We start from the raw sequence: 14,570 nt of genomic DNA on the forward strand, positions 1-14,570 counted from the left end.
TCGTTTATTAAATACTTTCGTATCAACAACTTAAAGGTTAAAAAGATGAATAGGTCAGGTAATAAAAAAACACTAAAAATGGTGGCATTCATTGCCATAATTACTTTACTCGCTACCAGTTTTGTTGGTCATGCACAAACCCAAGAACGTAGACAATCGCAGTCGGTTTCTATAAATACCACTGAAGATGGTAAAATAAAGCTCAAGGTGGTAATGAAAGAGGGGAATGACACCAAGACTTTTGAAAAAACATATGATAGCTACGATGAAATTAACGGTGATCCGGATTTAGAGAAAAATGGCATCGATTTAAGTGGCTGGAACTTTGGCGGAGGAAACTCAGGTTTTGGCTCTTCATTAAGGTCCTTCCGCAGCGGCCCATCCATGTTTGATTTCGATATGGATAATATGCGCAAATACATGGAATCAATGATGCGCGGAGGCTTTGGAACCAACAACTTCTTTTTCAATTTTGATAATGACGATCCTTTTTTTATGAACATGGATTCACTCCAAAATAAACTAAATTTTCATTTCAAAAATGGGAAAATGTTTCAGAATGGAGACGAGATTATGGACATGGACTCGATTAGAGACGCCTTGAAAAACAGGTTTGGCAGTATGAATTTTGACTTCGACTTTGATAATGACAGTGGAAATTCTAGCGGATGGGGTTTTGGTAGCGATAATGATGATGAAGGTTTCCATATAATCTCACGAGCTCGAGTTTTTATTCGCGCAGCAAAAGACAAGGATAAAGAAGTAGTTGGAGCAGATAAAATGGAGCCGCTTGAAATTAAAGACATAAGCTTTTACCCGAACCCAAGCGATGGGCGGTTTGATCTAGAAATAGAAACTACTAGCCGCGGGCCATTACAAGTCAAAATTGTAAGCCCAACTGGAAAGGTAATATATAGCAAAACCGATTCATCAGGCGAATCGGGCTTTAGCTTCGACATTGATATTTCAGATGAAAAAGAAGGTTTATATATTTTACAAGTAATTCAGAACAATAAAACGCTTACAAAAAGGGTGATTATTGAGTAAAAAATATTCATTCTCATTTTCAAAGAGGAAGGTTTGGTCGATCTTCCTCTTTTTTATTTTTCTACACAGTATATTTGCCCCTTAATTTATTTGAAATGGATTTAGTGAATGACCGATACACCATTCAGGGTGTAGATTTAGTGGAGCTTACCGAAACGTATGGCTCTCCACTTTACGTATATGATGCCGATAAAATTGAAGCTCAGTTTAAAAAGCTTACTTCTGCTTTTAGCGGAGTTAAAATGAAGGTAAAATATGCCACTAAAGCCCTTACAAATATTTCAATTCTTAAGCTCTTGCGTAGCATTGGTTCCGAACTCGACTGCGTTTCTATTCAAGAAGTACAATTGGGGCTAAAAGCTGGCTTTGAGCCCAATCAAATTTTATATACTCCCAACTGTGTTTCTATTTCTGAAATAAAAGAAGCGGTGGAATTAGGAGTGATGATTAACCTCGATAATATTTCTATTCTAGAACAATTCGGAAACGAATTCCATGATACCGTACCGGTTTGTATCCGCTTAAACCCACATATTATGGCGGGTGGAAACAAGAAAATTTCAACCGGTCATGCCGATTCTAAATTCGGAATTTCGATCTATCAACTTCAGCATATTGTTAGAGTTGTAAATACATACGGACTGAATGTTACGGGTTTACACATGCACACGGGTTCTGACATTTTAGATGCCGAGGTTTTTTTAAGGGCTGCCGCTATTTTATTTGATGCCGCAAAAAGCTTTAAAGATTTAGAATTTATCGATTTCGGTAGTGGCTTTAAAGTAGGCTATAAAGAGGCCGATATTGTAACCGATATTGAAGAACTTGGCGAGAAATTAAGTGCGGCTTTTAAGGATTTCTGTAAAGAATATGGCCGCGAGCTAGAAATGTGGTTTGAACCGGGTAAGTTTTTAGTGAGTGAAGCAGGTGTTTTTCTTACCAAAACCAACGTAGTTAAAACCACGCCAGCCACCGCCTTTGTAGGGGTTGATTCTGGAATGAATCATCTGATTCGTCCTATGATGTACGATTCGTATCATGAAATAATGAACTTGTCGAACCCAAATGGCACAAAGCGAATTTACACCGTAGTGGGCTATATCTGTGAAACCGATACTTTTGGATTAGACAGAAAAATGAATGAGGTAAAAGAAGGCGACATTATTGCCTTCAAAAATGCTGGAGCATATGCCTTCAGTATGGCCTCTAACTATAATTCAAGGTTAAAGCCTGCCGAAGTTCTGATTTACAAAGGCGAAGCAAAGCTAATCAGACAAAGAGAGGTGTTCGAGGATTTAGTTCGGAACCAGGTTGAGATAGATATTTAGAATATTTAGTTTTTGGTTCGGTTTCTGTATAAGAACGAACTGAAACGAGCAACTTCTGGCTTTTTTGTTTTCAGAGTTACGGGTTTCAAAATATTCTCATACTTTTACTAACAATACAATCTAAGAGAGATGAAAAAAACATACATTCTATTTGCGGTTTTGGCCATTGCCACAATTTCATTCAGCTTCACTACTGTTCAAGATGCCGAGTTAAAAAAGAGCATGGCTGACGGCAAAAGTGTTTACGAAGGGCTTTGCATGGCTTGTCATATGAACGAAGGACAAGGTATTGCCAATGTTTTTCCTCCATTAGCTAAGTCTGATTATTTAATGAAAGACCTCGACAGATCAATTAACGTGTTGATTAAAGGCCAGCAAGGTGAAATCACTGTAAATGGCAAAAAGTATAAAGGAGTGATGCCAGCAACCGGTTTAGACGACAAAGACATTGCCGATGTACTTAACTACGTTCGAAACTCTTGGGGCAACAAAGGCGATAAAGTTACCGCAGAACACGTAGCCAAAGTTCGGGCAAAAAAATAAAACAACATCTAATAGCCTCAAACGAGGCTATTTTTGTTTACACCAAGTCTTTTCTAAAACAAACAGAAATACTTTTAAGAAAATGAGCGTTAAGGCTGTAATGAAAACCCTAAAAACTGGACTAATACTTTTTGTGCTAACAACATTTGTAGCCGCAGGTTGTAAAGAAGTTTCTGGCGATGATACTCCAGCAGACAATGCTGAAATCAGTAATTTATTTTCCGCTGCGCAAGAAGTAGGTACAATTGCTTCTGAAGATATTGACGAAGCCTCAGGCCTTGTAGCCAGCCGTTCTAACAGCAACTATTTATGGACACACAATGATAGCGGTGGCGAACCCATCGTATATCTAATGTCGAAAACTGGGGCCGATGCCAGCAAAGCCAGATTAGAAGGAGCTCAAAATATAGACTGGGAAGATATTGCGATGGGGCCTGGACCTGATGACGCTATTCAGTACTTATACGTGGGCGACATTGGAGACAACAGCGCGAGAAGATCTAATTTAACCATATACAGAGTAGCCGAACCTGATTTGAACATCGCAAATATTCCAAGTACGCAAACACTACCGAATTTAGAAGCCATTAATTATGTGTATTCAAATGGGGCACGGGATGCCGAAAGCCTAATGGTTGACCCATTGACCAAAGACATTTATATCGTTTCTAAACGTGAGTCGCAAGTAGGGCTTTACAAATTACCTTACCCTCAGTCATTAATAGAAATGGACACCGCAGAGTTTTTAATGAACATGCCCTACTCTGGTTTTGTGGGGGGTGATATTTCTATGGATGGTTCTGAAATTTTGATCAAAACCTATTTTGAAATTTACCACTGGCCCAGAGCCAATGGAACAACGGTTAAGGATGCGCTAACTGAAAAACCTAGCAGATTAGCCTATACAGCCGAGCCACAAGGAGAAGCCATCTGCTTTTCAACAGATGGCTCCGGATTTTTTACTGTAAGCGAAAAGAATTCTGCCGATCCTGTTCCCTTACTTTTTTACAGAAGAAATTAACTTGCGCTAATCGTATTCAAAGTAGCTGTAAAGGCATTGTAATACGACCTGCCAATCGGAATTTTCTTGTCTTCCAAATGCACATGATTCGTATCAATGGCGGTAACTGCGTCTACTTGTACTACAAACGATTTATGTACCCTAAGAAATTTATCTTTCGGAAGCTTATCCGTAATTTCCTTCAGTGATTTTCTAACCGTGTAGCTTCTTTCTTTAGTGGCATGTAAAGTGATATGATTCCCGTCTGCTTCAATCCACATTAGGTCAGAATACTTTACTTTTTCTAGCAATGTTTTCTTTTTAATGAAGATGGAGTCATTGCTATAAGTAGTTGGGTTTAGGGTAGATATATTACTAATGCCTGAGCTGGCCGCAATTCTTTGTTTATTAAATAATGCTACCTCAATGGCCGCATAAACGTCATCTTTGGTAAAAGGCTTTACAATAAAACCTAATGGCCGAGTGTGTTTTGCGCGGTTAACGGTTTCTTTATCAGAATAAGAGGTAATGTAAACGAAAGGTACTTTATACTGCTCATGAATTATACCTCCTAACTCTATCCCATCTTGGTCGCCTTTTATCTTTACATCCAGCAGTATAAGGTCGGGTAATGAGGCTTTAATTGCCTTGATTGCCTGATTTGCCGAATTAGCAATTTCGGTTTGTTCATAACCGAAAATGCCCAGCATTTCCTGCAGGTTTTCCGCAATAAAAGGTTCATCTTCAACTATGAGAATTCTTGGAGATTGGTCATAGTCATTGTTGATTACAGCCATTTTTAATTTCTATTTAGGTGTGTTGGGTGAATTGTTTTTTTGTCAGTAATTACTGAATATGCTATCTTAAATTTAGACAAATTAATTCACAGAGGCCATAGTTGTTATGCAAAACGTTTTCGATGATTCTACAAGCGAAATACCAGATACAAACGCAAAAAGTATCAATTATGAGTCTGTAGTCAAAAACCTCTTAGAAGTAGTTTGGAGTATCGACATGTCGGTAGAGCCCTATGAAATTATTTATTTAAACGATCCATTAACCAGAACTCCGGGTGAAATTTATGACAAAGCAGCCTCCACCATAGAGGAATGGCAAAGCACAATTCACCCTGATGACCAAGAACGAATTCTTGATGAAGTGGTAAACGTTCTTAATGTAGGTAGCGGCAACTATGCGTATAGGGCTCTAAGGGGAAAAGACAACTACCGTTATGTACGCGATAGGGTTAAAGTATTTTATAAAGAAGGTAAACCCGTTCGGCTAGATGGCATCACTACCGATATAGACGACATCAGAAGATCTAGAAGAGATTTAGAGTTAAGCCAGCAGCGGCTTAAAAGCATTGTAGAGGCTTTACCCGACCCCGTTTTCATTTCAACTCAAAATACTGGAAAAGCAATTTTTGCCAACGAGATGCTTTTTGAGGTATATGGAATGAACCCTGACGAGTTTTTGGGAAAGAAAGTAATTCAGTTTTACCAAAACTTTGAAGGGCGTAAGTCATACCTCGAAACCTTAGTGAAAAACGGATCGGTACAAAATCACGAGCTCATGCTCCAGAACAATAAGGGAGGGTCATATTGGGTAAGCGCCTCGACAATGCCGCTGGAATTTCAAAACGAACCTTGTTACATCACCATTCTTCAGGATATCACGGTTAGAAAATCATTAGAAAGAGAACTGAAGCAAAGTAATGACCGCTACCAACTGGCGGTGGAAGGAACCAATGATGTGATTTGGGAATACGATTTTAAAAAGTCTAAATCTTATCTCTCGCCTCAATTCTGGGAGGCAATGGGTTTAAAACCTCAAAAAAACCCACTAGATAAAAACCTGCTAGCAAAATTTATTCATGAAGAAGACAGGCTAGAATTTCTTCAGCTCATTCACCATAAGTTCGAAACCAAAAATGAAGAACTTGAAATGGAGACTAGAATGGTAGGGAAAGATGGCCTAATGCTATGGATTTTTATTAAGGCAAAAATACTCTATAGTGAAGGCAAAGGCCTTCCAAAAAGAATTGTAGGCTCACTTTCAAACATTACTTCACTTAAACAAGCGCAGTCGAAACTGAGAGAAAGTGAGGCCAAGTATAAGCTCATTTCTGAAAACTCTAGTGATTGTATTTGCTTACAAACTCCCGATGGAACTTTCATTTTTGTAAGCCCGGCCTCTAAAGATATCATTGGTTATGACGCCACCGAGTTAGAAGCGCTTAGACTACGTGAGTTCATCGAAAAAGATGGCCTTATTCAGGTATCGCAAGCCATGCTAAACGTAATTAATCAAGAGACGAAAATGGCCAGTGTCACCTTTAAAGCCAAGCATAAAAACGGCCATTATGTATGGCTAGAAAGTAGAGGAGGTTTAATTACCGACAGCGAGGGTGACCCTTTATATCTGCTTACTTCAACCAGAGATGTAACAGAGCGATTTATTGCCGCTCAAAAATTAAAAGAAAGCCAAGAACGTTACAAGCTCATTACAGAAAACTCGCACGACATTGTTACACTCATGAACCCAGATGGTGTTTATGACTTTGTATCGCCTTCAGTGAAAGATATTTTAGGCTACGAAACCTACGAAATGATTGGCCAAAACTCAATGTCATTCATTCACCCCGAAGACTTACCTGAAGTGGCTAACAGAATGAAAGCTACGATAGATGAAAAATTAAAAGATGAAAAAATTACTTTCAGATTTAGAGACAAAGAGAATAACTGGCGTTGGTTAGAAGCACAAGGGGGAGTAATTCTGAATGATTCAGGTGAAATCATCTTTATTAGAAGTAACAAGCGTGATATAACAGAAAAAGTACTAACAGAACAGAAACTGCATGAAAAAGAAGAGCAATACAAACTGGTTTCTGAAAACTCAGGAGATGTTATTGCTTTACAAGACTTTGAAGGCAGAATTTCATTTATTTCGCCATCTTTAAAATTCTTGCTTGGCTATGAACAAGACGCTCTTTTAGACACTTTCTATTCTGATTTAATTCATCCTGAAGAGCAGCCCTTTGTTCAGTCGGTTATTAACCAGGTAATCGAAAATAAAAGCAAAAACGTTAAAGTCACGTATAGAATTCAGGCCCAAGATGAAGAATGGGTATGGGTAGAATCATCATACAGTTCAATAGAAGATTCTAATGGAAACTTCCTATACTTACAGTCATCTACACGTGATATTTCTGAAAGAATTAAAGCGCTTGAGAAAGAAAGGCAACTGGGAAAATTGAAGTCGAGTTTCATTTCAATGGCCTCGCATGAATTTAGAACTCCGCTCACAACAATTCAGTCGAGCAACGAGCTCATCAACATGTATTTAGACGCTGACCCTAACCCCAATACCAAACTCAAAAAACATGTTGGCCGAATAAGAACAGAGCTAGAAAGGATGAATTCCTTGCTCAAAGATGTATTTACACTTGGTAGATTGGATGTTGGTAAAACAGTAATTAAAAAAGACATTACCTCTTTAACAGGTATTATTAAGCAAGTCGTTTTAGAAAACAGCGTTCAGCATAAATCTCGGAATGTACTGGTTAAAATTGAAGGTGAAGAACGGCAAGTTGAACTCGACAGTCAGCTTATTGGTCATTCGCTTTCAAACCTCATTAATAATGCCTTAAAATATTCTGAAAACAGGCCCGACCCAGAAGTTATCGTAACTTATAAAAAGGTGGGCGTTCGTGTAGAAATCAAAGATTTCGGTATCGGAATTCCAGAGAAAGACCAAAAAGGGCTTTTCGAATCGTTTTCGCGTGCTACAAATGTTGGCGACATTGAGGGCACAGGGCTAGGCCTTATCATTGTTAAACAGTTTGTAGAAATACACGGAGGTACGGTTTCATTTGAAAGCGAACTCGGAAAAGGAACTTCCTTCTTTATAGATTTACCTGATGTTTAATTGTAGACTTAAAAATAGAACCCAAACTTAACTAGTGGTAAAACGCTTTCTTCTGAAACAGCTAGTAAGATGTTGATGGCAGCAAAGTTGAATGGGGTAACGTAAAGGCCACCACCATATCCATGATGGATTTTATTAGATGACTCTCCATCTACCCAAACTCTACCTAAGTCGTTAAACAAGATCATTCCCACTTGTGAAGGAAAATAAAAAGATCTCCAATCGAATAGTTTCACTCGCATTTCCAATTGATGATACAAGCTACTTTCGCCTGAAAAACGAAAACGCCTGTAGCCTCTTAAAGTACTAAAACCATCGAGCTGTGCCGACTGAAAAAACTCATAGTCTCCGAATACTTTTTGGTAACCCATTCTGGTGGCAAATACCGTTCTAGACGGCTCCCGAAAACTCCACCTGAAAGAAGCATCGGTTTTGAGTTGGGCACTATTGCCAGAAAAGGAGTTAAAACCAGCGTTATAGTCTAAAACAGCATTAAAATTTAATCCAGTCTTAGGAATGAGCTGGCCTAAGGTTTCATTAAAATGAAAACCAAAAGTTCCACCCGCATACACTTTCTGTTCAAAAACACTTGCTCCCAAAGGGTCGGTATTTGCAAAATCATTGATAAAACGATCTGTACTTTCCTCAACCTCAACTGTTCTGAAAGTAGGCCCGAAATTTATAGAAGCACCTTTGCCAAGACTCAAGGTTAAGGTTGGTCTTATCGAATACTCTTCAAATCTGGTTCGGTAATACCTCTCTTCAATGTCTTTATCGTAAGGCGTTTCGTTACCCATTCCAAAGAAGTTATTTACAAAATTAGGAGCCTTAGCATCAGCCGATAACGCAAAATCCAACTTTCCGAAAGCATCAATTACGTCTAAGTCGTAAGAGAATTGATACGAAGAAGTTCCTACGGCATAGTTACCAGAAATCTTATGTTTAGTAGCATAAGGAGATTTTCTGAAACCATCAGTTTTAATTAAAACCCCTCCTCCTAAAAACAATCCGTCATCTGAATTGTAGTTTACAGATACCAAAGGAGCCAACAGGTTAAAATCAAATTCCTGACGATTATGAGCATTAATATTGGGGTCTTTATCTGTTGTTAAATCTCTGGTTTCTGAACTGGTTTCTAAATCCGTTCCGCTCTTGGTGTCATAAACAATTGTCTTTTTTCCGAGGCCTCTCACCTTACTATTGTCAATAATAACATCATCATCGTCTCCAGCAATAATTCTTACTTTAATGCCCTTATTTACTTCCCCAGTAATTTCATACCTATCGTTTCCATCAAAACCAAAAAGGCGTATTTCATCTGTTTCCGAGGTTTTAAATGTGCGTTCATAAATGATTTTATCTAGGTTTCCTTTTTTAGAAATTTTATGAACCACAACTTTAGTATGCTCATCATCCAACCTTTCTACTTTAAAGAGTTCTTGTTTGTCACTAGCCAAAATATCTACCTCTTTTGAAATCAATAGGTAATATTCTTTAGCATATTTCTCTAGGTTGTCCCTCCTGTTTTTCAGTTTTCTAATTATCTCTTCTCCGTGTAGGTCATAAATTTCATTGGGCCATTGTCTAATCGAAGATTCAATGATTTCATCGGTTAGGGCAGCTTTTAATTCACGTGCCTGTTCAAGCCATTCCCCCATTGAAACTTCAGTCATAAAAATACGATCGAAGTAACGGATTCGGTAAGAACCCATACTTGGCATATAATCAATGTCATCGTGAAAACCCCTAAGCGCAGGTTGAGCCCATTTTGAAGACGCTATTTTTTTAAAAATTCCTTCACCTGCAAAAAAGGCTACATCTCTATCTCTTGGAATGGGCTTGTATAGTTTTTCGTCATCCTTTTTATCGTACTCTACCCATCTCCATTGGTCATCATGACGGTCCCAATCACCTAGCCAAAAATCAAAAAGGCGATTTCGAGCCACAAAAACTTGGTCTACATGGTTGTCGTTATCCTTTCTAAGTTTTTCATACAAATCTGGACTAGAGAGTACATCGTCTCCTTCTCCAAAAAAGGGCTCTTCAATATTCTTTTTGTTGGCTCGCTCTTCAAACAATGCCAACGTATTCGCAAAATCTTGTCTGTGAATTCCAAACCTTGGATCGTCAGGAATATATACCACTTTTGGATTGGCGTGGAAAATCCCTGCGGCATCGGCAAGTGTGGGAATAATAAAAGGTGCATACGGGTGCGAAGCCGAAATTCCATCTTGAACAATGTCCTTAATAAAGGTTTGACGAAATTCTTGAGGCAAGGTAAGCGCAGGGTTCTTGTCCATCGACCTCAGCACATACTGTTTTCCATCTGCAGCTTCTAACCTAAGCGAAATGGTTTGGTGCCCTCCTCCTCTTTTAATAATTTTCAACCCGCCTTTCTCGCTTCCAATATCAAAAAACGGAACATTGATTTTAGTTGCCCACTCATTTCGATAGTTCTCTCCAAACATTTTTAAATGGAAGTTACTTCGCTCATGATAAAGCTCACTTGCCGCAAAAAGAGTGTCTTTTCCAGCAAAAGATACATTAGCAAAGGATTTTAACAAATTAGCCGGAGCTGGTTTAAAAGGTTTTTCAGAAAGAACTTTACTATATATTTCAGAAGGTTTTTCATCTGCTGGAGTAATAAATTTTAATTCCGTTTTTCCATCTGAATAGTAATCTAAACGACCATAGCCTACGGTGTTGGTGGCAAACAAGGCATCTCCTTTTTGCTTTACATGTGCATTATTTTTCGAGCCCGATCCGCTTACTATAAAGTCTATCCCTTCTTTTTTAATATGCTGAAGCGCATGTTCATGGCCAGCTACATCAACAATATCTGGATGGTTTTTCATAAGCAAAACCATCGCGTCTCGAAACTGACGATAGACCGGATGGGCTGTATCTTGAATATTACCAAACCATTTTCTGTATAACGGATATATAGAGCCTAAAACAGGCAAAGGGATATATAAATTCTTAGTTCTACTAGAGGCCGTCAATGGAAAAATATGATCCTTTAGACTAAAAATACCTCCATGAATTCCATAAGTGTATTTAGGGTGATGCGAAGCTACTATTACCTTTTTATGAGCATTCCTTTTTAGGGCATCTTGAAAATTGGCCATTACATCAACAATAGTAATTGCCTCACAGTCTGAGCCTTCGGCAGGTTTGTCACCACGGTGTAAAAACCATTGGGTATCTACCACAATCAGTGTGATATTTTCATTTAAATCAACCTCAACGGGGCCAGGGCAACCTCTGGTCGGAACCCAAACATCTTGGCTATCGAGTTTATCTTCCACATATTTCTCTTGAATCTTTAGCCAATCAAAACCATCAGGCCGGCCTTGTGCCCAATCGTGATTGCCAGGTACAAAGAATTTTTTACCCTGAAAATCTTTAACCGCGTTGATTTGTCCATCAATAGCAATTTCTGCATCTGGTCTTAGCTTATGCCCTCTAGGTGGCATACCTTGAGGATAGATATTATCACCTAGAAACAGCACTGCACCACGATCGCCCACTTTATCTAGTTCTATTTTCAGTAGGTCCAAAACAGGGTTTTCACCTGGTTCACCCGCATCGCCAACCAGAAAAACCGAGTAAATGGGCTGTTCCTTTTCTTGAAAACCATATACAGACGTTGCGAATAAAAACAGACTTAAGGTAATTATAACAATGCTTTTCATAGAGCAGTAATACTGTGTAAAAATTAACCGGTTCACTTTTGTTTCATTTTGAAACGATGGATAGTTCCTCCATCTTCCCCTTCATTAGATATAAACAAGTCGCCATTAGGCATAAAGGCAATGCCCTCTGGTTGAGGAAAAAGACTTCTCTTTAAAATACTCAGATTTTTAGGACTACCGTCATTATTAAAAACAACCAATGCAGAACCCACGGAAGCAATCATATAAACTTCATTGCTTATAGGATGAACCGCTACTCCAGATGGTCGAAATTTTGTGCTGTTCGACCCAAGTACCCGTTCAAGGTCTTTGTCTTGTAAAACGAAAAGAGGTGTTTTCGAAAACTTTTCAGTGGTTAGATTATAGCCATACACTGCCTTTCCCTTAACCTTCACATGGTCAATATCTCCTTTTCCTTTTAGGGCAATCAATAATGTATTACTATTCTTGTCGTACCCCAAGCCTTCAATATTATTCTCGGAAGTAAAGGGAGTATCAATCGACTCAACAACCCCTTCAATATCAATATTGAACTTATACAGCTTACCATTGCTTTTAATAGCGTACATGTTTTTACCAACCAATTCTAAGCCCTCAAAATCTCCATTGCCTTCGAATCGAATGCGTTGAACTATCTCCCGTTTGTTGAAGTCATAGATATAAACCCTACCCTGTTCGTCATTCAGTGTAGCTAATTGATTTGGTGCGTAATAACTAAGGGCTGACACCTCCTCTAAAATTGCAGGAAGCCGGTAAGTTTCAGAAGGTGATTCGAGGTTATAAGGGAAATCACCCTTATTTTGAGCCCAAACCGAAGAGGGAAAAGTAAGCAGGTATATAATAATGAATAGAATAGACGTTCGTTTCATGTTCATCCGAACAAAAATAGTAGATATATAATTCACCAGAGCAGGTAGTTTTATGTAATCCAAAATGAGCAGATTATATTTAAGCAATGATTGATCAGAATTTGATTTTAGAAAAGGTAGCATTGTATGCGAAAGATGTCTTAGAAAACGACATTCCTTCTGACTTTGTTTATCACGACCTATACCACACCAGTAGGGTAGTGAAGGCCGCAGAAACCATAGGTAAAGAAAGTGGCCTTTCTGATGAAGATCTTGAAATTGTAACCATTGCTGCTTGGTTTCACGATTTAGGCTATAAATCTGGTTGCATAAAACATGAAAAAACGAGTGCCGAAATGGCCCGTCAGTTTCTGATTAAAGAGGGTTACCCCGAAAAAAACATCCAAAAAGTTGAAGGCTGTATTTTGGCTACTCAAATGCCTCAAGCCCCAAAAAACTTGTTAGAAGAGGTGCTGTGCGATGCCGACTTACATCACTTGGCATGCAACGACTACAGTATGATTGCTGAAAAAATGCATACTGAAGTAGAAAAAATTAAAGGGCATGAAATAAAAATGGAGGACTGGAATACCATGAACTTCAACTTCTTTAAAGATCATGAGTATTTTACTGAATATGGCAAACAACATTTAGAGCCTATTAAAAAGAAAAACCTCAAGTCAATAAAAAAGAAAAATAAGGGGCAAAACGATAACTACATTAAGAAGCTCGAAGAGAAAGTAGAAAAGCTAGAACGAAAAGCAGCCCAAAAACCCGACCGAGGAATTGAAACAATGTTTAGAACTACCTCTAAAAATCATTTAGAGTTAAGTGCTATGGCAGATAACAAGGCCAACATTATGATTTCGGTAAACACCATTATTCTTTCTGTAGTGGTTTCGGTTTTGGTTAGAAAATTATATGAATACCCAAACTTGGTAATTCCAACCATTATGCTGGTGGTAGTATGTTTATTTACAATTGTATTCGCAATTCTAGCCACAAGACCCAATGTTTCATCTGGTGTATTCACCGATGAAGACGTTTTGAACAAAAAAACCAACCTGCTCTTCTTTGGTAATTTTCATAAAATGAAATTAGACCGCTACCAATGGGGAATGCGAGAGATGATGAAAGACAGCGATTACCTATACGGAAGCCTTACCAAAGACATTTATTTTTTAGGGGTAGTTCTAGGTAAAAAATATCGACTCTTACGAATAGCATACACCACTTTTATGATTGGTTTTGTGCTTTCAATTATTGCGTTTTTATGTGCAATGATGTTTTTTCCGCCCCAAGACACCCCAAGCTTCTATACATTTTAGAAGCTGGTACAAATTAAAAGAAGTCTCAAAATCGAACGAAGGTGACCGAATTTGTACATTATTGAACAAGGAAATTTTGCTTAACTACTTAGTATGAATAAATTAGGCCTTGGCATGTTAATTGGTAAATGCAGAAAGGTCAGAATCTAAATCAACCACAATGATTAAACTAAAAGATGTCGATAAGTTTGTCGATTCAAAATACCAAAGAACCTTCATACTTAAGGGTATCGATCTAGAAATTAAGCAAGGCGAGTTTGTTACTATTATGGGGCCAAGTGGCGCTGGAAAATCCACGGTGATGAATATTATTGGTATGCTTGACGAGCCTTCGCAAGGTGAGTATTACTTTTTAGATGAGCCTATTCATAAGATGAAGGAAAGAAAGCGATCTGAACTTCATAAACACCATATCGGGTTCGTTTTTCAGGCTTATCATTTAATTGATGAACTGACAGTTTACGAAAACATCGAAACCCCACTTTTATATAAAGGCGTTAAATCTTCTGAAAGAAAAAGTTTGGTGGCCGAAATGCTAGACCGATTCCAGATGGTAGCGAAGAAAGATCTTTTCCCAGAGCAGCTTTCAGGCGGGCAGCAGCAATTGGTAGGCGTAGCACGTGCGCTAATTGGTCAGCCAAAATTGCTTTTGGCAGATGAACCAACGGGTAATCTTCATTCAGATCAAGCTGAAGAAATTATGAAGCTTTTCCAAAAACTGAACAGCGAAGGAATGACGATTGTGCAGGTAACGCACTCCAAAGAAAACGCGGCCTATGGCAAACGAACCATTAATATTGTAGATGGCGCCATTGACACAGATAGCACGCATTAAGATAAAATAATCCAAATTT

The 14,570-nt window shown here is 38.4% G+C and carries 10 protein-coding genes; 7 read left to right on the forward strand and 3 right to left on the reverse strand.

Translation table 11 applies throughout. The annotated features are described in order from the left end of the window. Positions 1-45: 45 nt before the first annotated feature. The 4 genes from OB69_RS08835 (at position 46) to OB69_RS08850 (ending at position 3,939) form a co-directional block, all read left to right on the forward strand. Complete coding sequence (locus tag OB69_RS08835) at positions 46-1,047, forward strand: T9SS type A sorting domain-containing protein (RefSeq protein WP_185096889.1); 1,002 nt, start codon at positions 46-48, stop codon at positions 1,045-1,047. Between the two features lie 95 nt (positions 1,048-1,142). Further along, positions 1,143-2,375: a diaminopimelate decarboxylase gene (gene lysA, locus OB69_RS08840; RefSeq protein ID WP_053223361.1), complete on the forward strand. Its 1,233-nt coding sequence runs from the start codon at positions 1,143-1,145 to the stop codon at positions 2,373-2,375. Positions 2,376-2,504: 129 nt separating this feature from the next. Further along, positions 2,505-2,918 carry a c-type cytochrome gene (locus tag OB69_RS08845; protein WP_053223362.1) on the forward strand — a complete coding sequence of 138 codons (414 nt, stop codon included), beginning with the start codon at positions 2,505-2,507 and terminating at the stop codon, positions 2,916-2,918. Between the two features lie 82 nt (positions 2,919-3,000). Further along, a complete protein-coding gene (locus OB69_RS08850; protein ID WP_053223363.1) occupies positions 3,001-3,939 on the forward strand; it encodes a hypothetical protein in 939 nt (312 codons plus the stop codon). On the opposite strand, the gene OB69_RS08855 is transcribed toward OB69_RS08850, so the two are convergent. Beyond that, positions 3,936-4,715, reverse strand: coding sequence for a LytR/AlgR family response regulator transcription factor (locus OB69_RS08855; RefSeq protein ID WP_053223364.1), 780 nt, complete (start codon positions 4,713-4,715; stop codon positions 3,936-3,938). The two genes, OB69_RS08850 and OB69_RS08855, sit on opposite strands and share 4 nt — an antisense overlap. A gap of 106 nt (positions 4,716-4,821) precedes the next feature. On the opposite strand from OB69_RS08855, the gene OB69_RS08860 reads away from it, so the two are divergent. Beyond that, positions 4,822-7,845 carry a PAS domain-containing protein gene (locus OB69_RS08860; RefSeq protein ID WP_053223365.1) on the forward strand — a complete coding sequence of 1,008 codons (3,024 nt, stop codon included), beginning with the start codon at positions 4,822-4,824 and terminating at the stop codon, positions 7,843-7,845. Between the two features lie 8 nt (positions 7,846-7,853). On the opposite strand, the gene OB69_RS08865 is transcribed toward OB69_RS08860, so the two are convergent. Next, a complete protein-coding gene (locus OB69_RS08865) occupies positions 7,854-11,540 on the reverse strand; it encodes a metallophosphoesterase (protein WP_053223366.1) in 3,687 nt (1,228 codons plus the stop codon). 32 nt (positions 11,541-11,572) lie between these two features. Then, the gene (locus OB69_RS08870) at positions 11,573-12,472 is read right to left on the reverse strand and encodes an SdiA-regulated domain-containing protein (protein WP_185096890.1); all 900 of its coding nucleotides are present in this window, start codon (positions 12,470-12,472) and stop codon (positions 11,573-11,575) included. Between the two features lie 23 nt (positions 12,473-12,495). Here OB69_RS08870 and OB69_RS08875 point away from each other — a divergent pair, with 23 nt between their 5' ends. Together OB69_RS08875 and OB69_RS08880 are read left to right on the forward strand one after the other, a co-directional pair. After that, entirely contained in the window at positions 12,496-13,716 is a 1,221-nt protein-coding gene (locus OB69_RS08875) for a Pycsar system effector family protein (protein WP_053223368.1), read from the forward strand. A gap of 160 nt (positions 13,717-13,876) precedes the next feature. Continuing rightward, positions 13,877-14,551, forward strand: a complete 675-nt coding sequence (locus OB69_RS08880) for an ABC transporter ATP-binding protein (protein ID WP_053223369.1) — start codon at positions 13,877-13,879, stop codon at positions 14,549-14,551. Positions 14,552-14,570: the final 19 nt, after the last annotated feature.

The sequence above is a fragment of the Roseivirga seohaensis subsp. aquiponti genome, assembly GCF_001267955.1.
Lineage (GTDB): Bacteria > Bacteroidota > Bacteroidia > Cytophagales > Cyclobacteriaceae > Roseivirga > Roseivirga seohaensis.